Here is an 18,987-nt window from a genome sequence, read left to right as displayed (position 1 = left end):
GGACCCATCGCAGTCGGGCGGTCGCTGGCCGGCTACACCGGAATGAATTCAGGGTCCACGTCGTTCAGGCGGTCGGTGTTCGAGACGAACTGGTAGAAGTCGCTGTAGAGGTCCGTACACTTCCCGTCGGCGTCGTAACGGAGTGTGTGCCAGTCGGCGACGACGGCGCAGTAGCGCTTCGCTCGCGTGAGCGCGACGTTCAGCCGCCGCGGCCCGTCGACCGGCCGCCCGAGGAAGCCGACATTTCCGTCGGCGTTGCTCCGGACGAGCGACAGCACGATGGCCGTCCGTTCGCCGCCCTGAAACGAGTCGATGGTGTCGACGGTGACGCTGTCCGCATCGTCAGTACGCTCCGTGAGTGTTTCACGAATGCGAGACACTTGTGCGCTGTACGGTGTGATGACGCCGATTTCGTTGGCCGGCACGTCCGACAGCAGGTCCTCAACGAGATGCGCGACGAGGCGGGCTTCGGTGGGATTGGACTTGGAGTGCCCGACGGTCTCGACCCGCCCGCCGACGTTGTACCCCTCTATCGCTGGCCGGTCGGGAAGCGGGTCGACGGCCCGCCCGTTCCGCAGCGTTCGGTCGTAGAACCGCCGGTTCGGGAAGTACGCGATGTCCCGGTGCATCCGGTACTGGGTCTGGAGCTGGAGGCCGACACCATCGTAGACGCCGCCGTCAGCGTAGAGATGCTCGAACAGCGAGTGGCCGTAGCTCGACGCCGGAGGTTCGTCGCTCGCGCTGTAGGGCGGGAGCTGTCGGTGGTCGCCGGCGAGCACGGCGCGGTCGGCCCGGACCAGCGGGATACACGACGCCGCACAGGTCGACTGCGTCGCCTCGTCGAGCACGACCAGATCGAACTCCCGGGAGAGCGTGGCGGCGCTGTTGTTCGTCACCGCTACCACGTCGGCCCGCCCGGGTACGTCGCCGTAGGCCCGCCGGACGACGCCGTTCGACGACTGGCCCGCGTTCACGCGGTCGAGGGTGTAGTCGCCGTCGCCGTGCTGGCCGTACGCGTGCAGCGACTGCGGGTCCGCCGTGTCGTCCGTCGACGACCCCGCCACGAGGTTGTCGACGGCCTGGTTCGAGTCGGCACACACTAGCACGTCCTCACCAGCCTGTGCGGCCCGTCGGACGATTTCGACCAGCGTCCGCGTCTTTCCGGTCCCCGGCGGGCCGTGAATACAGAACAGGTCGTCGGCAAGGAGCGCGTGCTCGACGGCCAGTTGCTGCTCCTGATTCAGTTCCGCGTCGAACTGCTCGCTCCGGGCGGCCGCCCCGTTCGAGAAAGTTATCGGCCGGTCGCCGGCGAGCACGTCCCGGAAGCGGTGGTCGGCCAGCGAGTCAATCGCCTCCCGTTCGCGGTCGAACGGAACGGGGTTGAGCAATGCTGTGAGCCCGTAGGTGGCGTCACCGTCGGTGAGCGCGCTTTCGAGCGTCGGTGCACCGTCGACTTCGGCCCAGTTCACGGTGAGCCAGACCGACCGGCCGCGGATGCGCTCGACCGTCGCCGCGACCGGAAACGGCCCGTCCGCTCGGGACCCGTCCACGTCGTGGACTAGCACCTCGTTTCCCTGGTGGATGCCGAAGACGGATTCCACGACGAAGGCCCAGTCGCCGTCCTGTCTGGCGGCGACGTCAGCGGGCGGGTCGACGCGGAACTGGTAATTCCCGTCGTCTCGACCCAGTGCTCGGAGTTCTGGAACCGCATCGCCACCAGCCTCGTACACCTCGTCAGGTGAACGCCGTTCGGCCTGTTCGCGGTTCTGTTGGCGGGTCGCTGCACGCTCGTGCTCGACGTGTGTACGCAAACCGTCAATCAGCTCCCCCTGCGGGATTGGATTCCGCGGCGGTTCGCTGTCGTCTATCGGTGAGTCGTAGGAGGGCGGGTACGTCTCCGGGACGTAGTCGGAGTGCCAGAAGCGGATCCGGTCGGCGAGTCCCGTGGCCCCGAAGTCGTCCGCGTCGACGAAGTCACGTTCGCCGTCGCGCTCGAAAACGAATATTCCGCCGTGAAGGGAGTGGTCGGTGAAGGCGACGAACTCGCCGGTGAGCCGCGCCGAACCCGGTTCGTGCAGCGGGATGCACACCCAGTCCTCCTCGGGGTGGGCGAGTCCGTCGTGGTGGCTCGCGAACTCGGCGACGGGCCGTGCGGGGATGACATCGCCGCGGTCGTCGAGGGCGTCGTCATCGGGGACACACAGCGTGGCGTCGTCGAGGTCGAAGGACCCGATGACGTGGTCGAACAGGAGCGACATCTACCCCCGATTGTGCCCCGCTGTCGTAAAACAGTACGGCCCACCTCGACAGCCCGTCACACCGGACAGGAACGTTTTAATCGCCGGACCGGCCACACATCGGTATGGATACCGCCGAGCGACTCGATCTGGTGACGCAACACACCACAGAGGTCGTCACCGAGGACGAACTGCGAACGCTGTTCGAGGAGAGCGACCCGTCGGCGTACATCGGCTACGCGCCGACCGGCGAGATGCACATCGGCCACTTCACGACGATGCGAAAGCTCGCGGACTTCCTGCGGGCCGGCGTCGACGTGACGGTCCTCATCGCGGACCTGCACGCCCATCTTGACGACAACAAATCGCCGTTCGACCTACTTGACGCCCGCTCGGCCTACTACGAGACGGCCATCGAGGGCATGATTGAAGCAGCCGGCGCGGACCCCGAAGACGTGACCTTCGTCCGCGGGACCGACTTCCAGCTCGACGAGGAGTACACGCTCGAGATGTACCGGATGGCTGCCGAGACGACCATTTCGCGGACCCAGCGCGCGGCCAGCGAGGTCGTCCGCGAGTCCGACAGCCCGAACCTCGGCGGACTCATCTACCCGCTGATGCAGACGCTCGACGTGAAGGCACTCGATGCCGACATCGCTTACGGCGGTGTCGACCAGCGCGGCATCTACATGCTCTCGCGCGAAATCCTCCCGGACCACGGCGGCGAGTCGCCGATCTGTCTGTTCGCGCCGCTGCTGTCGGGCCTGTCCGGCGGCAAGATGAGCGCCTCGGACGAAGCGTCGAAGGTCAACCTCACCGACAGCCCCGATGAGGTCGACGAGAAAATCAATCAGGCGTACTGCCCAGCCGGCGAGGTCGAGGAGAACGGCGTGCTGGAGTACCTCCAGCACCTCGTCTTTCCGGTGCTGGACGTTCGCGGCGATTCGTTCGTCGTCGAGCGCCCGGAGGAGTACGGCGGCGACCTGACCTACGAGAGCTACGACGAGGTCGAATCGGACTTCGTCAGCGGCGAACTCCACCCCGCCGACCTGAAGCCGTCGGCCGCCAGCGCGATCTCGGACGTTATCGACCCGGTTCGGGAGCGACTGGCCGACGAGGACGAGCTACTCGCCGAGGCCTACCCCGAAAAGTACGGCGCGGAGTAACGCGGTCGACCGATGCCGTCTCGTGACACTGCTGCCGGCGATGCTGACGGGGAGCCATCGCGGGCCGCCGTCCGCCGGACGTACGAGGACATCGGCGATCACTTCTCGAAGACCCGCGAGTACGCCTGGCCGGAGGTCGAATCGTTCGTCGACGAGTCCAGCAGTGTCGGGACGGCGCTCGATGTCGGCTGCGGCAACGGCCGCCACGCGGAACTGCTCGCTGGGGTCGCTGACCGCGTCGTCGGCCTCGACGCCAGCCGCGCGCTCCTGCGGGCGGCGACCGACCGCGTCGGCGACAGCGTTGCGCTGCTGCAGGGCGATGCGACCCGGCTCCCGCTCACAGCCGGGTCCGTTGACCTCGCGGTGTACGTCGCGACGCTGCATCACCTCCCGTCACAGGCCGCCCGTCGCGCCAGTCTGGACGAACTGGCCCGCGTCCTCGCGCCGGGCGCTCGGGCGCTCGTCAGCGCGTGGAGCACGGCCCACGACCGCTTCGACGCCGACCCCGACGCGGACGAGGGCTTTGACACGACCGTCGACTGGACGCTCCCCGGCGGCGAGACGGTCCCGCGGTTCTACCACATCTACGCGCCGGCCGAGTTCGAGCGCGATGTCGCCGACAGCGACCTCCGGCTCGTCTCGATGGAGCTGTCAAGCGGCAACTGTTACGGGGTCGTCGAGCCAGAAGGGAAACGCACTTAATTGCCTTCCATCTATGGATGTGTACGTTCGCACTCGGGCGAAACACAGTCCATCTGGTCTGTGTCCGCACGAGTGAGTGGCGGTGGTGAGCAAATCCAACGGATTTGCGAACGACGCCGCGCGCGAACGCAGTGAGAGCGCGACGGTGGCGAGCGATTCCAGCGGAATCGCGAGGCACGCCGCGAAGACGCGAAGCGATGCGCGGCGGTGGTCTAGTGGTAGGACCTGAGCCTTCCAAGCTCATGGCCCGGGTTCAAATCCCGGTCGCCGCATTCTACAGCAACAAAAACGACCAGCCGAGGCGTTATCAGACGTTTTGGACGTCGCCGAGGTCTCTCAGCCGCCTCTGAAGCCAACTGACGCCGTCACTCCGGTTCGACCGCAGCCTGCTCGAACTCTTGCCAGTCGTCGCCCATCCATTCCTGCAGGCGGTCGGTGACGCCGGCGAAGTCCTCGCCGTCCTCGAAGGACTCGACGACGACCCAGCCGTCGCCGTCGCGGTCGTAGCCGAGGCTGTAGCCGCGGTCGCCGTCGATGATGACGACGAACGCGGCCACCACGTCGAGGTCGGGGAAGAACCCGACTGGCGCGAACCCGTAGTCGTCGTGCTGGGCTTCGAGGGCAGAGATTTCGCTCGTCGAGAGCGGTCTGTCCGGCAGTGAGTCAGTCAGTTCGGTCATTACGTCGCAGTCGTGGGGAGAGGACTGAAAGCGTTTCGAGCGGGGCGCGGCCGGGGGACCTCAAAGTGTGAGGCAGACATAACTTCGGCCAACATTGAAGTATTATCATGACTTTTGTTAACATGGAGCTTCCTACGCTCCCGGCGGGAACGACCGTCGTACCATCCGGGATTGGCATCGGCGGACGATCATCGCCGGTGGAGACTGGCCACTCCACCGGCCACGTATCGCTTTGAAACTAACGGCAGACGGAGCAGCTGACACCTCACCCCCACCCCCACCACTTTCCCTGCTCCCGTTTTTCGAGGTGGTTTCGATACAGTAGTCCAAACGTTGACCTGATAGGGCCGGCGAGGGCCGGTGGGGTTTTCTGCCAGTACGTGTAGCGTCGGATATGGACGCCGCGCGGCTCCCTGGAACCAGCGGACCCGAGCAAATAGTCGCGCACGTCGACATGGACTGTTTCTACGCCGCCTGCGAACAGCGGCGGGAGCCGGCACTCAGAGGCGAGCCGCTCGTCGTGGGGATGGGCTACGAGAACGGCGCGACCCACGGGGCCGTCGCGACAGCGAGCTACGAGGCCCGGGCGTACGGTGTCGAGTCGGCGATGGCGATCTCTGAGGCGCTGGAACGGCTCCCACGGAAGGTCGACGCTGTCGACGATCCGGCCCTCGATGTCGAGGATGCTGGGTTCTACCGCCCGGTCGAGATGGACTTCTACGAGTCCGTCGCCGCGGATGTCCGGGACATCCTCCATGCAGAAGCGGCCGTCGTCCGCGAGGTGAGCATCGACGAGGCGTATCTGGATGTGACCGAACAGGTCTCCTGGGAGACCGTCGAGTCGTGGGCGCAGGACCTGAAAGACACAATCGAGTCCGCGGTGGGCGTGGTCGCGAGTGTCGGCGTTGCCCCGACGATGAGCGCCGCGAAGGTGGCCAGCGACCGCGACAAGCCGGACGGCCTAATCGTCGTCGAACCCGGGGCTGTCCGAGAGTTCTTCGATGACCTCCCCGTCGAGGACGTCCACGGCGTCGGCCCGGTCACCGCCAGGGAACTCGCCTCGCTCGATATCGAAACCGCGGGCGATCTGGCGGCCGCTGACCCGGAACTGCTTGCCGAGCGCTTCGGCGAGCGCGGCCGCGAGATACGCCGCTACGCCCGCGGCGAGGACGAGCGGTCGGTGACACCGAAAGGCGACCCCAAGAGCCTCTCGCGGGAGTCCGCGTTCACCGAAGCGACGGCCGAGATGGAGGCCAAGTGTCGGCAGGTTCGCACCCTCGCCGACGCTGTCGCCGACCGTGCACAGCGAAAGGGCGCGCGCTACCAGACCATCGGCATCAAGGTCGTGACGCCGCCGTTCGACGTGAACACGCGTGCCCGGTCGCTCCCCGGCCCGGTCGAGGAGCCCGACCTTGTCAGGCGCGTCGCGCTCGACCTGCTCGGCGAGTTCGACGACGACCCGGTTCGGAAGGTCGGTGTCCGCGTCTCGAACCTTGATTTCTCGGCCGGCGAGCAGGCCAATCTGGACGGGTTCGGCGGTGGCTCCGGAACCGAGGAGACGACCGATAGCTCCGTCGCCGACAACAGCTCGGAGACGGCTAAAGAACAGGACGAGGAAGGACAGGTCGGTCTCGGAACGTTCGGTGAGAGCGAGGCTGCCGGAGATACGATGGACGAAGATGGAGGCCCCGCTGACACTCACATTTCACTCCCGCCCGGCCAGACCACGCTCGCGGATTTCTAGTTAGGCGACACCGTGTTCCAGATTCTCCAGCAATTTCCCGACGAACAGACCGGCTCGCGGAGAAATAGTGTCGTCTGCTGGGACTGCTGTCGGATGCGCGGCCAGCGTGTCGACGAACCGCTGGCTGTGGGTCATCGCGTGTAACATATCGACTACGTCGACCACCAGTCCTTCGTCGCTGGTGTCCATCCCGGCGTAGCGCTCTTTCTCGGCCTCAGAGTAGGTGATCGTCCAGGCCGGGCCGCCGGCAGCCGCGACGATGTCTTCGAGCGGTGCCACTTCGAGTGGACCGTCGTCACTCCCGACGTACACCGTTCCGTCCTCGACGAACGTCTCGTACCTGTCCATGGACAGCCCCAGCCGAACGAGTGTGTCAAGGTGTCGCACCACAATAGCCGTTGCCCCGTCTCGGGCTGACTGGCACCGCTCACGGTCCGTTTCGCGTTCGCATCCCGTCGTACCCGGGACACTGTCGGTCAGCACAACCGGTTTACAACTGTCGTTTGTCAGGGAAGATATGGTCGAGTTCGGACCACGCGACCGCGAGGCGGTCTACAAGTCCATCTACTCGCGACGGGACATTAGACGATTTGCCGCGGACTCCGTTCCCGAGGACGTACTGACACGGGTCCTTGATGCTGCACACAACGCGCCCAGCGTCGGGTTCTCGCAACCGTGGGATTTCGTCGTGATCGAGGACGAGCAGACGAAATCAGCGGTCGCAGCGATTGCCGAACGGGCGATAGCCGCCGCACGCGAAGGCTACGAGGAGCCGCGCAAATCGGATTTCGGCCAGTTGAAACTGGAGGGGATAACCGATGCCCCGGTGAATATCTGTGTTACCTGTGACCCCACTCGCGCTGCGCCACACGTTCTCGGCCGGAACACGATGCGGCGAATGGACGTCTATTCGACGTGTCTCGCCGTACAGAACCTCTGGCTCGCTGCCCGTGCCGAGGGCATCGGTGTCGGCTGGGTCTCGTTTCTGTATCCCCACGAACTCCGTGCGGTGCTGAACATTCCACACCACGTTCAGCCTGTGGCCTACCTCTGTGTCGGCTACCCCGAAGACGGCTTCCCTGCTGAACCGGTACTGCAACGGGAAGGCTGGCGTAATCGCATCGACAGAACGGAACTGGTCCATTACGACGAGTGGGACCCCAGTCGGACGCCCGAAACGAAGTCATAGCGGCGTCGGTAACCGAAGCCCCGTCGGTAGCACACGAGAATTTGAAGCCCGAGCGAGCGAAACCTCGGACTGGCTTCGAACTGCTTGCTGCGTCCAGACCTGTTCCACAGCTGATGGGCGTCTGACGGAGAGTTATGGGGCCTGCGCGTCTCATTCGTGACAGAAACGCATGGCAGAGACCGAACAGATAACTGTCGCGACGACGAGCGCAGGGCCGGGTGGGACCGGGGAGCCGGGCGAGACCGTCAATCTCCCGGTAGTGGAACTGCTGACCGGCCGGGGATTCATCACCGGCAAGAGCGGGTCAGGGAAATCCAACACGGCGAGTGTCATCGCCGAGAAGCTGCTGGACAACGGGTTCGGTCTGCTCATCGTCGATATCGACGGCGAGTACTACGGCCTGAAAGAGGAGTACGAGATCCTCCACGTCGGCGGTGACGAGGAGTGCGACATTCAGGTCACGGAAGACCACGCCGGCAAGATCGCCTCGCTGGCGCTGGAACAGAACGTCCCTATCATTCTGGATATCTCGTCGTTCCTCGACGAGGAGGAGGCAGAGACGCTACTGACCGAGGTCGCCAAGCAACTGTTCGCGAAGGCGAAAAAGCAGAAACAGCCGTTCCTGATGCTCGTCGAGGAGTGCCACGAGTGGATGCCAGAAAAGGGGTCGATGGGCGAGGTCGGGAAGATGCTCATCAAGATCGGGAAGCGTGGCCGGAAACACGGACTGGGAATCGTCGGCATCAGCCAGCGCCCGGCCGACGTGAAGAAAGACTACATCACCCAGTGTGACTGGCTCGTCTGGCACCGCCTGACCTGGAACAACGACACGAAAGTGGTCGGGCGTATCCTCGACAACAAGTACGCCGACGCCGTCGAAGACCTGGACGACGGGGAAGCGTTCATGATGAACGACTGGGCCGAGCAGGTCAGCCGGGTCCAGTTCCACCGCAAACAGACGTTCGACGCCGGCGCGACGCCCGGCCTCGACGACTTCGAGCGCCCGGAACTCAAGTCCGTCAGCGACGACCTCGTCTCCGAACTGGAGACCATCAGCGAGGAACAGCAGGCGACGGAGAACCGCATCAAGGAACTCCGCGAGGAACTGGACAAGAAGAATTCCCGCATCGCCGAACTGGAAGCGGAACTGCAGGACGCCCGGGACCTCTCGCGGATGGCCGAGCAGTTCACCGAGGCGATGCTGAACCAGGCCGACGACTACAACCCCGGCCGGACGGCACAGGAGGAGATGCGCCGCCAGCGCGAACGGTTCGCCGAGCAACCCACGTCGGACGGCGACGCAGACACCAACAGTGAGGCGGACACTGACAGTCCCGACGAGCAGTCTCCGGAACCGGACGAGACGGCCGACGCCACGTCCGGCGGCGGGTTCGGCGACGCGTTCAGTGCCTTTGCCGAGGACGGGGCCGCGATGAACGGCGGCAGCGCCAGTGACGGTGCGGAGACGAACGGTAGCAGTGCGGACGCCGGAGCAGCGATGAACGGCAGCACCAGCGATGACTCAGCGACGAATGCCAGCACTGCGGACGCCGAACCGGTGTCGAACGGTCACGCCGACAACGCTGCTGCGGCGACGAACGGGGCCAGCGCGGACACCGGTGCGGTGGCCGTGCCAGCGAACGACCACACCGAATCGGACGGCGCTACTGAGGCTGATGACGAGGACCTGAGAGCGGCCATCGCTGAGGCCGTCGAAGCCGAGCAGTCGAGCGGGGCAACTGGGTCCGCTGAAGACGAGTCCACATCCGACTCCGAGGGGCCCGCCGTCTACGGCGACTTGCGAGCCGACATCGAGGAGTTAGACCGAAAGACCCGCCGAATGCTCGCGTACTACCGCGAGCAGGGCCCTGGAACGCCGCTGAACGCCCACTTCTCGGCCGGCGGCTCCGGCGACCGGACGGCGGCCTACGCGCGAAACAGGGAACTCCGACTCCGCGAACTGGTCGAACACGTCGGCCGCGGGAAGTACGATTCCCGGATTGCGGCGCTGGTTCGAGAAGAGAGCGACCGCCGACTCGACGACGATGAGGTAGAGTCGGTCGTCTCCCGACTCGAATCGGCGTTTCTGGACGGCAACGGCGACTGAAAAGGTAGTACCGCGATAACGGCGATTTTACAGTAGCGGTTCGACGAGGTCTTCGAGCGCCGCACGCGGGTCGTCGGCCTTCGCGACGCCACTCGCTAGCAGGACGCCGCTCGCGCCGAGATCGCTCGCTGAGACGAGGTCCTCACCAGTCGAGATGCCGGCCCCACAGAGCACGTCCACGTCGCCGTTGACGCGGGCGGCGGCGTCGACTGCGCCAGTCACGATGTCCGGATCGGCCTTGCTGACGGGCGTGCCGGTGCCGATGAGTTCCGGCGGTTCGACGGCGACGCCGTCGGGGTCGAGCGCGGCGGCCGCGCCGATCTGTGCGGGGTTGTTCGCACAGACGATGGTTTCGAGGTCCGCGCGGTCGGCGGCGTCGAGCGCACCATCGATGTCCGCGAGCTTGAGTCGGTTCTCGGAGTGGTTCAAGAGGGTCCCGACGGCCCCGGCGTCCGCGGCGGCCTCGGCGAGTGTACTGCCGGTGTGGCTGCCGTGCTCGACGGCGCTGACGTGCTGGGCCCACGTTTCGACGCCGGTCTCCGCAACAGGGCCGATCTGTGCGGCCTGTGGCGCGACGGCGACGCGAACGCCGGAGTCGTCGCTGACGTCAGCGGCGGCGGTCGCTACTTCGACTGGGTCACACGGGTACGCCTTCAGATTGACAAGGACGAACATACGAAACGCACCGGCTGCTGTCGGGAAATAGGTTGCGAAGCCGCCGTTTGGCGTGCCTACTACTGCGCTGTCGTTCCATCTCGGTCCACCGCTCGGGGATGACAATTATTACGCTTCGGCCGAGACAAGAAACGAGACAAGCCGTGACAGCAGGGGATGACGACACACCGACCGTTCTGATAGTTGAAGACGAGCAGCACCTGGCCGATCTGTACACCGATTATTTGTCCGACCAGTATCACGTTCAGACGGCTTACAGCGGCGAGGAAGGACTGGAACTGCTGTCGCCCGACATCGACGTGGTGCTGCTCGACCGCCGGATGCCGGTCGTCTCCGGCAACGAAGTACTCGCACAGATCGAGGAGAAAGGCCTTCGATGCCGCGTCGCGATGGTCACCGCTATCGACCCCGACTTCGACATCATCGAGATGCGCGTCGACGACTACCTCGTCAAACCCGTTACTCGCGACGACCTCCAGGAGGTTGTCGACCGACTGTACAAGATCCGGGAGTACAACGACAGACTCCGGACACTCACGTCGAAAAAGCTCAAGCGCAACGTCCTCCGCGTCGAGAAGACCGACCGGGAACTGCAGGACAGCGACCGGTATCAGGAACTTCAGGACGAGATCGAGCGTATCTCGTCGAACGTCGAGTCGCTCGCGGACGAACTCGACGTCGAGAAAGACGACCTCCAGTTGTAACCTAGTCCTTCCGCTTCACGACGTCGCCGAGCGTGTACTCGCCGTCGCTGCTGCCGCCGGACCACTCCGTCTCGTCGGCGCTGCCGCCGGCGCTCAGGGAGATCTCGAGCGCGCTTTCGAGTTTCTTCTGGACGTCGTCGCTGGGCAGGGAGTTACCCTGTTCGAGCTTCCGGATCAGGCTCGCCTTCTCGTTGAGTTGCTTGGCGAGTTCCTCCTGGCTGAGTCCCTGGGACTCCCGGCCCTTGCGGATCCGGTCGTGGTAATCCTGTGCGATCTCGTCCATCTCGTCGAACATATCTCGACGGCGGCCACCGGACCCGCCACCACCCGAGGAACTCGACGAGGAGGACGAACTCGACGACGATGACGAGGAGGACGACGTCGAGTACTTCGTCGACGTAGACGACGTCTCCTCCGTTTTGACCTCCGTGCCGAAGTCGGTACACTCGTCACAGACGTCGAGTTCGGCTCCCTCGATTTTGACGCGGTTCGGAGACGAAACCTCCGTCCCGCACATCTCGCACTGAACCATACCGACGGCTTGGACGGGGCGCGGTTTGAATGTTGCCCTGCGCACGCTGGCGCGGGGAATCCTGTTCTCACGTAGACAGGCTTCCTGTTTCGATGACGTGACTTGCAGACATTCGCTGAAGATCAGCGGTGTCCGTAGCGGTCACAGTCTCCACAGGCGTTGATTCGGGCCATCCCAGCCCTAGTTCAGAAAACCCCCTTTGCAAGACGTTCATCGCTGCATTCGCATCCCTATCTGTCTCAAACCCACATGATGGACAGGAGTGTTCCCGGACCCAGATGGACTTCGATGACTCCACACCACACACCGCACATTCTTTTGTCGTCCCTGCCGCTTCGACCTGCACAACGTGCGTACCGTACACATCGCCCTTGTATTCAAGCAAAGTGATAAACTGTCGCCACGCCGCATCCTGCTTGTTCCGACCGTTTCCATCCGCTCGAAGCATACTCTGAACGTTCAAGTCCTCCACAAACACGGCATCGTACTCCTTGACGAGCCACGTCGTTATTTTGTGCTGGTAGTCCAGTACTTTCCGGTGGATGTCGCGTTTGGCCTTCGCCACTTCGACTCGCTGATTCTCGTAGTTGTTCGACCCATGTTCTTTCCGCGAGAGTTTGCGGTGCGCACGTCGGAGTCGTTCGTATTCGCCTTCGAGGTCGAGCCAATCCACGGTCTTCCCGTCGCTGGTATGGATGTAGTTCAAGATGCCGAGGTCAATACCCACGCTGTTGCTCGGGTTGAGTGAGTCCACATCGGGCTTCTCGGGCAAATTAGCGTCGTCGATTTCCAACCCAAAGGAAACGAACCACTCACCGGTAGTCTCTTTCTTGAACGTGGCTTCCTTTATTGAGGAATCAGCAGGGATTGGACGGGAGTACCGTATTTTGACCCATCCGACTTTGCTGAAGCGAACGTACGCAAACCCGTCTTGGCCCCTCTTTTCATCGAGGTCGAAACCAGACTGGTTGTACGTCACGCTCCGGTAATCGGTAGGTGCTTGCCGTTTGAGACGACCAACGGTGTGCCCGTTCTCTTTTTGTTTACGAAGGTTCGAGAGGTTGCGGTGGAAGCGGGCAACGGTAGCTTGCGCGGCTTTCGAATACGTTTCCGCGAACACTGGCCATTTTTGCTTCCACTCAGGGAGTTTGTTGTTCTGGTCGAACTCACTCGGCTTAGCATCCACGGGGCTGTTCGTGTAGTCCCATCGGACGTGGTTGTATAGTTGGCGATGAATATCTACCTGATGTTCCAGTTCGTCCGCTACCCCTTCTGTCGGATAGGCACGGTAGCGGTAACTGTGTTCCATCGCTATCCTTGATTGTCGACATATTTATTTAATGGTTTGTGACATGGAGTTTCGGCTTCATCCCCGTTCATGGTGTGTCGGGGGATTCGCCACGCTGATCAGTATAAATAGTGCACTGGTCGTTCTCAGCGGGATGCCGGTCCGTCAATTGCTGAGCCGATGTTCAGTCGAGCGCCCGCATCGCGTGATAGAACCGCTGGGCGGCGGTGACGTGGCCGACGACGGCGAACACGACCAGCAGCCAGCCGACCAGCGTCAGACCGGTCAGCGTGGTCGGGACGAACGCCGCGACGCCCGTGACAACGCCGACGAGCGCAAGCCGGTCGGCGCGGCCGAGCAGGCCGCCGTACACGCGGTCGAGGCCGACCGCCTGTGCCTGCGTCCCGAGGTAGGAGGTCATCAGAACGCCGGTGACGGCGGCGATGCCCAGTTCCCACTGGTTCACGCCGGCGGCGAGGCCGACGATAATACCGATGTCGGCGTAGCGGTCGAGGACGTGATCCAGCAGGTCACCGCCCGAGGACGCGACGTTCAGCTCCCGTGCAAGCGCGCCGTCCACGAGGTCGAGCCAGCCGTTCAGGAAGACGAGGACAGCTCCGCCGAGATACAGCAGGGGTTCCCGCGCCGCGACGGCGTACACCCCGCCCGCTCCGAGGGCCAGCAGGAACGCGATGACGCTGACACCGTTCGGGGAGAGGCCGGCAACCTTGGCGGCGCTGACGAACGGGCCGAGCACGCGGTCGGCCAGCGGGCGGAACTTATCGAGCGTCATAGCCAGTCGATGTAGGAGACAGTCCCTGCACTCGGCTCGCGCTCGCCGGCCACGACGGCCTGAATCTCCTGCGCCACCTCGTCGGGGTCCCGGTCCGTCGTCTCGATTTCGCACACCGATTCCATGCCGTGCTCTTCGACGGCTTCCCCGAGAATGACATCGAGCGCTTCCGACTCCGCGTTCTCGTAGGCCTTCGAATCGTCGTCGCCGCGCTCACGAAGCCGCTCGACGATGGTTTCAGGGTGGGATCGCAGCACAATCACCCGGTCGGCGGCGAAATGATGCGCGAGGTGGGATTCGAACAGCACGTCGTCGCGGCTGTCAAGCCACTCCGACAGCCTGTCGAGGTCCGCGACGAGGCTCCCGCGGTCCTCGTCGATGCCCGTCGAGAACCCCTCCTCTTTGATGACGTCGTTGAGGTGTAGAACGTCGAGGTCAGTGTCGAGGCGCTCCGTCGCCGTGGTCTTGCCCGTGCCCGGCGTCCCGGTGACAGCGACTCTCACGCCTCGACCACCTCGATGACTTCGTTCAGTACCGAGACGGCGCGCTCCGTGTCTTCGCGTGTCCCGCAGGTGATGCGGATACACTCGGGCAGCCCGAACGAGGAGCAATCGCGGATGATGACGCCCCGCTCCTGGGCGGCGTCCGCGACGGCCGACGCGTCGCCGACCTCCGCGAGAATGAAGTTCCCGGCGCTGTCCCAGGTCGGCGAGTCGAGTTCCTCGGAGAGGTACTCCCGAGCCCACGCGGCGGTGTCGACGGAGCGCTCGACGTGGTCGTCGTCGTCAAGCGCCGCCAGCCCGGCGCGACAGGCGAGTTCGCTGGCCGAAAACGGCGTGTTGATACGTGCGTAGGCGTCGGCCCATTCCTCGGGGACCACCGCGTAGCCGAGGCGAACGCCCGCGAGCCCGTAGGCCTTCGAGAACGTACGCAGGAGCGCGACGTCGTCACGGTCGTCGAGTAACGGCCGCTTGCTCGGCCGGTCGGAGAACTCCCCGTAGGCCTCGTCCACGACGACGAGGGTCTGTTCGTCGGTCTCCTCGGCAATCGTCCGGACCGCGTCGGTCGAAAACTCCGCGCCAGTCGGGTTGTGCGGACTGGTGAGGTAGACGATGCGCTCGCCGTCGTAGTCCTTCAGGACGGTGTCGGCGGTCTGAGCGAAGTCGTCGGCCTTCGAGAGCGTGTACTCGTTGACCTCGCCGTGGTGATAGCGGGCGCTCATCGCGTAGTACGCGAAGCCCGGCGACGGGACGAGCACGTCCTGCCCGGGGTCGAGCATGGCTCGGGCGAGGCAGTCCAGCGCGCCGTCGCCGCCGTTGCTCAGCCACACCTGTTCGGGCGTCACGTCCCACATGGCCGCCAGTTCGTCGACGAGGTCGGCGTGGGAAGCCTTCGGATAGGAGTGCATCCGCTCGGCCGACCCGCGAATCGCTTCGACGGCGTCCGGACTTGGCCCGTACATGTTCTCGTTCGACGCTAGCTTCACCATGTCGCCCGGGTCGAGACCGAGTTCCCGGGCGACCTCCTCGATACCGCGACCTGCCCGATAGACAGTGTGAGCGGAGAGGTCCCGTGGTTCCATGGCTGTGCAAAACGGACGGGGCGGCTTAAGCGTGCTCACATCGGGCGTGGCCGTGGCTCCCCAGCCAGACCCGTAGAAATACGCTGGTGGGCTCCCGTGTGAAACCCGTCGAGGACGGGTAAGGCACGGAATAGCACGCTCCCCACCGAAGCCCTGTCAGTCAGTGGTAATGAGCGTTACGGTGATCCACCGTGCAGCCCCGGGACGCCGCCCCCACCGAAAACGGTAACACACCATAGGCCCTGATAGCGTGCAATGCCGCTTCTCATCGATATTCGGAAACTCACGCTCATCACCAGACTCATTCAGGACGGGGCTGAGCAGGTCGCCGACTCGCTGGCGACACTGGCCGGCGTCGACGCCGCCGTCGAGATCAAGAGCCTCTCGTTCGTCCAGCCGGAGGACATCGCCACCGAAATGGGCGGCGGGATCATCTACAGCGCCCGCGTTCGCCTGACAGAGCCGCCCTACGGCGTCTTCCTGATGACGTTCGAGACCGAGACGGCCGCCGAAATCGCGGAGCTGATGACCGGTTCCAGCGTCGACGACGGGTTCACACAGCTCCACGAGTCCGCGCTCCAGGAGATGTGTAACATCCTCACCTCGGGCTTCATCGACGGCATCGCGAACACGCTGAACGCGACCATCAATATGGGGACGCCGACGGTCGTACAGGACGACGCGACCGAGATCGCCGACAAGGCCCTCTCGCACGTCCGGCGGGACTCGCTGACCATCGTGCTCGACTCGCTCGTCGACATCAAGGAGAGCGACGTGGCGTTCTCGCTCCGCATCTTCCTCATCCCCGACCCCGGTTCGTTCGTCCACCTCATCGACCAACTGGACTACGACACGGACCGCGAGACGCATATCTCGGCCGACACCGACGCGGTCAAAGAACTCGATATGTCCGGTGACGCGGACGCGCTCGATGCCTTCGATTCCTCGGAGTAACCACACCGAACCCACGACGTTGAAGAGGGTCGCGTCCAACCGCCGCATATGAGTGTCGTAAACGCGGCTGTCTTCGGGGTTCACCTGATATTCGCCGCGCTGTGGGCTGGCACCGTGTTGTTCATGACTTACGCCGTCCTCCCGACGGCGCTGAACGGCGACTCCTCGCCGGGACCGCTGTTGGCGATTACCGGGAAGCTCAAGACGGTGTCACGGGCGAGCGCACTGCTCCTGTTTCTGACGGGCGGGCATCTGGCAGCGACCCGCTACACCGCCGAGTCGCTGACGGGGACCGGGCGCGGCCACCTCGTCATCACGATGATCGTCCTGTGGTTCATCCTGGCCGGCCTCGTCGAAGTCGGGGCCTCGAAGCTCAGTGACGGCTTCAATCAGCAGAAGGTGCGCGAACCGGCCCGGAACGCACGCCCGTTCCTGCTGGGAGCGTCCGTTGTGTCGATTCTCCTCCTGCTCGACGCCGGCGCGATTCTCGGCCTGTACTGAACGGCCGGCATATCGGTTGCCGATCGCTGTGCAGACAGACCTGTATCAGCAGATACAAATCACCATCCGGCGTACCAGTACCCAATGTGGCCGTGGGGACATCTCGCCGTCGCCTACCTCGTTTACGTCGTCGACACTCGCCTTGACCCGACCCGTCGCCAGACGGCGGCGACGCTGACCGCGCTGGCAGTGGGGTCGCAGTTCCCGGACCTGATCGACAAGCCCCTCGCATGGACGTTCGGTGTCCTGCCGTCAGGGCGGTCGCTCGCCCATTCGGTGTTTACCCTCCTCATCATCGCTGTGGTCTTGCACCGACTCGCTGTCCGCTATCGCAGAACGGACCTCTCAAAGGCCTTCACGGTCGGTGCGTTCGCACACACGCTGACCGACATGAGTCCGACAGCGGTAGCGGGGCTGCTCGGCGGTGACCTGACACAGCTACAGTGGCTTCGCTTTCTGGTCTGGCCGCTCCGGCCACCGCCGCCGTACGCCAACGACACCTCCTTCGTCGAGCAGTTCGCCTCGCTCTCCGTCGAGCCGTACGTCCTGTTCCAGTTCGGGCTGTTCGGCCTGGCTGTCGCCGTGTGGATCGCCCACGGTGTACCCGGGCTCCGGTCGGTCACTCGGCGAAGCAAGGCTGTGTTCACGGACTTCGCCGATTAAAGCCGTTCGGAAACGTGGTCAGCACACTTCAGCGCCAGCGCGGCGATAGTCAGCGTCGGGTTCATCGACCCGGCGGTGACGAACACCGACGAGGACGCGATTGAGAGATTCGCCACGTCGTGGGTCTGCAACTGTGGGTTGACGACGCTCTTTTCAGGCTCAGTCCCCATCCGCGTCGTGCCCATGTGGTGGTACGCCGGCCCGGTGTCAGCCGGCCCGACCGTCCACGAGATGTCGACGCCCAGCTCCGACAGCACGGCGCGTTGAATCTCGTTTGCGCGACTGAGCGACCGTTCCAGTCGCTCACCCCACGACCACTGGATGTCTGGAACTGGATTGCCGTGATCGTCTGTCGTTGACGTGTTCAGCGTCACCCGGTTTTCCTTCCGCGGCGGCTGGCCGACCAGCCCGCCCATCGCGATGCTGTTGCCGTAGCTCTCGCGGAGGCTCGACAGCAGCGTATCGCCCCACTCCTCCCCGGAGAGCGCGAGTTCGACCGGCGACGGACCGGCGTAGTTCAGAAACTCCAACTTGAGGGGTGACAGCGCCTCGTCGGTGGCCCCGACCACCGTCTCGCCATCCGCGACGCGCTCGACTGCCTGCCCGGGGTCGTCGTAGAACTGGTGGCACTCGCTCGTGAGAAAGCCGACGTGGTTCTGGCGTGTCTCCCGGTCGAGGGTGCCGCCAGCGCCGGCAAACAGGTGGTCCATGAAGTAGTGGCCGACCAGTCCCGAACTGTTCGCCAGTCCGTCCGGGTGGCCGTCGCTCTCCGATAGCAGGAGGAGTCGCGGCGTCTCGACGCCGCCCGCCGCGATGACGAACTCGCGGGCCGTCTGTCGGTGTTCGGTCCCGTCCGGTGTCGCGTAGACGGCTGCTTCGACGCGTCCGTCGGTGTCAGTAACGAGGCGCTGGACCGGCGCGCGGTCGATGACGCGTGCCCCCTCGGCCTCGGCGTCCTCGATGTGGACGCTGGCGTCGTATTTCGCGCCGGAGGGACAGACCGGCTGACAGGTCCCGTAGCCGACACACGGCCCCCGGCCGTCGTATGGTTCGGAGTTCCGGGCGTTGGGCACGGAGTGCATCGTGATGCCCAACCGCTCGCAGGCCTCAGCGAACAGCGAGTCGCTGTACGACGGCGGAAAGCCGGGCAACGGGTACGCACCGTCCCGCGGTGGTGCGAAGGGGTTGTCCGCGTCACCGGCGACCCCCAGCGCCCGCTCGGCATCGGCGTAGTACGGCCGCAGGTCGTCGTAGCTGATCGGCCACGCCGGGTCGTCGGTGTCGTGGCTCCCGTCGAAATCCGAGGGATGCAACCGCATCACCATCCCCTGCCAGTGCAGTGTCGACCCGCCGACCCCTTTCACTCGCGAGATATTCAGCGGGTAGTACCGCTCGCCGCTCGCACTGAACGCGTCGCGGTCGCCGCCCATCCCCCAGACTGAGCCGTGGCCGCCGGGCCGGATTGCCTGT

Annotated in this window: 19 protein-coding genes, 1 tRNA gene and 1 pseudogene; 11 read left to right on the top strand and 10 right to left on the bottom strand. The window is 64.6% G+C overall.

All coding sequences use genetic code 11. The features are described 5' to 3' along the window. Positions 1-32: 32 nt before the first annotated feature. Complete coding sequence (locus Har1131_RS12245) at positions 33-2,258, bottom strand: AAA domain-containing protein (protein ID WP_050037805.1); 2,226 nt, start codon at positions 2,256-2,258, stop codon at positions 33-35. A gap of 104 nt (positions 2,259-2,362) precedes the next feature. Here Har1131_RS12245 and Har1131_RS12240 point away from each other — a divergent pair, with 104 nt between their 5' ends. From Har1131_RS12240 to Har1131_RS12230, 3 genes are all read left to right on the top strand, one after another. Beyond that, on the top strand, positions 2,363-3,403 hold the full coding sequence (locus Har1131_RS12240) for a tyrosine--tRNA ligase (protein ID WP_151146645.1): 1,041 nt from the start codon (positions 2,363-2,365) through the stop codon (positions 3,401-3,403). Between the two features lie 12 nt (positions 3,404-3,415). Next, positions 3,416-4,105, top strand: a complete 690-nt coding sequence (locus tag Har1131_RS12235) for a class I SAM-dependent methyltransferase (RefSeq protein ID WP_146417390.1) — start codon at positions 3,416-3,418, stop codon at positions 4,103-4,105. Positions 4,106-4,306: 201 nt separating this feature from the next. Then, positions 4,307-4,377, top strand: a tRNA-Gly gene (locus tag Har1131_RS12230). A 93-nt stretch (positions 4,378-4,470) separates the two neighbouring features. Here the strand turns inward: Har1131_RS12230 and Har1131_RS12225 are convergent. After that, a complete protein-coding gene (locus Har1131_RS12225; protein WP_014039998.1) occupies positions 4,471-4,785 on the bottom strand; it encodes a hypothetical protein in 315 nt (104 codons plus the stop codon). A gap of 394 nt (positions 4,786-5,179) precedes the next feature. Here Har1131_RS12225 and dinB point away from each other — a divergent pair, with 394 nt between their 5' ends. Then, complete coding sequence (gene dinB, locus Har1131_RS12220; protein ID WP_151146642.1) at positions 5,180-6,529, top strand: DNA polymerase IV; 1,350 nt, start codon at positions 5,180-5,182, stop codon at positions 6,527-6,529. Here dinB and Har1131_RS12215 read toward each other — a convergent pair whose 3' ends face one another. Next, the gene (locus Har1131_RS12215) at positions 6,530-6,877 is read right to left on the bottom strand and encodes a hypothetical protein (RefSeq protein ID WP_044952195.1); all 348 of its coding nucleotides are present in this window, start codon (positions 6,875-6,877) and stop codon (positions 6,530-6,532) included. 169 nt (positions 6,878-7,046) lie between these two features. Here Har1131_RS12215 and bluB point away from each other — a divergent pair, with 169 nt between their 5' ends. Together bluB and Har1131_RS12205 are read left to right on the top strand one after the other, a co-directional pair. After that, positions 7,047-7,718: a 5,6-dimethylbenzimidazole synthase gene (bluB, locus tag Har1131_RS12210; protein WP_014040001.1), complete on the top strand. Its 672-nt coding sequence runs from the start codon at positions 7,047-7,049 to the stop codon at positions 7,716-7,718. Positions 7,719-7,887: 169 nt separating this feature from the next. Beyond that, entirely contained in the window at positions 7,888-9,825 is a 1,938-nt protein-coding gene (locus Har1131_RS12205) for a helicase HerA domain-containing protein (protein ID WP_050037807.1), read from the top strand. Positions 9,826-9,852: 27 nt separating this feature from the next. Here the strand turns inward: Har1131_RS12205 and tpiA are convergent, their stop codons facing one another. Next, on the bottom strand, positions 9,853-10,500 hold the full coding sequence (gene tpiA, locus Har1131_RS12200) for a triose-phosphate isomerase (protein WP_014040003.1): 648 nt from the start codon (positions 10,498-10,500) through the stop codon (positions 9,853-9,855). A 98-nt stretch (positions 10,501-10,598) separates the two neighbouring features. Between tpiA and Har1131_RS12195 the strand changes: the two genes are divergently transcribed. Continuing rightward, positions 10,599-11,204, top strand: coding sequence for a response regulator (locus tag Har1131_RS12195; RefSeq protein WP_023843197.1), 606 nt, complete (start codon positions 10,599-10,601; stop codon positions 11,202-11,204). A 1-nt stretch (position 11,205) separates the two neighbouring features. On the opposite strand, the gene Har1131_RS12190 is transcribed toward Har1131_RS12195, so the two are convergent. From Har1131_RS12190 to hisC, 5 genes are all read right to left on the bottom strand, one after another. Beyond that, positions 11,206-11,736 carry a multiprotein bridging factor aMBF1 gene (locus tag Har1131_RS12190; RefSeq protein WP_023843198.1) on the bottom strand — a complete coding sequence of 177 codons (531 nt, stop codon included), beginning with the start codon at positions 11,734-11,736 and terminating at the stop codon, positions 11,206-11,208. Between the two features lie 67 nt (positions 11,737-11,803). Further along, positions 11,804-13,045 (bottom strand): RNA-guided endonuclease TnpB family protein, encoded by a 1,242-nt coding sequence (locus tag Har1131_RS12185; RefSeq protein WP_050037808.1) that lies wholly within the window; start codon positions 13,043-13,045, stop codon positions 11,804-11,806. 163 nt (positions 13,046-13,208) lie between these two features. Next, the gene (locus Har1131_RS12180) at positions 13,209-13,817 is read right to left on the bottom strand and encodes a CDP-alcohol phosphatidyltransferase family protein (protein ID WP_151146639.1); all 609 of its coding nucleotides are present in this window, start codon (positions 13,815-13,817) and stop codon (positions 13,209-13,211) included. Continuing rightward, entirely contained in the window at positions 13,814-14,320 is a 507-nt protein-coding gene (locus Har1131_RS12175) for an adenylate kinase family protein (RefSeq protein WP_151146636.1), read from the bottom strand. Before Har1131_RS12175 ends, Har1131_RS12180 begins: the two co-directional genes overlap by 4 nt. Beyond that, on the bottom strand, positions 14,317-15,399 hold the full coding sequence (gene hisC, locus Har1131_RS12170; protein WP_050037811.1) for a histidinol-phosphate transaminase: 1,083 nt from the start codon (positions 15,397-15,399) through the stop codon (positions 14,317-14,319). Before hisC ends, Har1131_RS12175 begins: the two co-directional genes overlap by 4 nt. A 255-nt stretch (positions 15,400-15,654) precedes the next feature. Here hisC and Har1131_RS12165 point away from each other — a divergent pair, with 255 nt between their 5' ends. The 3 genes from Har1131_RS12165 (at position 15,655) to Har1131_RS12155 (ending at position 17,517) form a co-directional block, all read left to right on the top strand. Then, complete coding sequence (locus Har1131_RS12165) at positions 15,655-16,353, top strand: chemotaxis protein CheC (RefSeq protein ID WP_151146632.1); 699 nt, start codon at positions 15,655-15,657, stop codon at positions 16,351-16,353. Between the two features lie 48 nt (positions 16,354-16,401). Then, complete coding sequence (locus Har1131_RS12160) at positions 16,402-16,854, top strand: hypothetical protein (protein ID WP_008309881.1); 453 nt, start codon at positions 16,402-16,404, stop codon at positions 16,852-16,854. Positions 16,855-16,938: 84 nt separating this feature from the next. After that, positions 16,939-17,517, top strand: coding sequence for a metal-dependent hydrolase (locus tag Har1131_RS12155; protein ID WP_050037813.1), 579 nt, complete (start codon positions 16,939-16,941; stop codon positions 17,515-17,517). Here the strand turns inward: Har1131_RS12155 and Har1131_RS12150 are convergent. Further along, complete coding sequence (locus tag Har1131_RS12150) at positions 17,514-18,830, bottom strand: GMC family oxidoreductase (protein ID WP_370455091.1); 1,317 nt, start codon at positions 18,828-18,830, stop codon at positions 17,514-17,516. The two genes, Har1131_RS12155 and Har1131_RS12150, sit on opposite strands and share 4 nt — an antisense overlap. On the opposite strand from Har1131_RS12150, the pseudogene Har1131_RS22705 reads away from it, so the two are divergent. Beyond that, a pseudogene (locus Har1131_RS22705) lies at positions 18,717-18,959 on the top strand (hypothetical protein); the annotation flags it as partial. The gene Har1131_RS12150 and the pseudogene Har1131_RS22705 sit on opposite strands and share 114 nt — an antisense overlap. Positions 18,960-18,987 lie beyond the last annotated feature (28 nt).

The organism is Haloarcula sp. CBA1131 (genome assembly GCF_008728975.1).
Classification (GTDB): domain Archaea; phylum Halobacteriota; class Halobacteria; order Halobacteriales; family Haloarculaceae; genus Haloarcula; species Haloarcula hispanica.
This window is presented reverse-complemented; position numbering and strand designations above follow the sequence as displayed.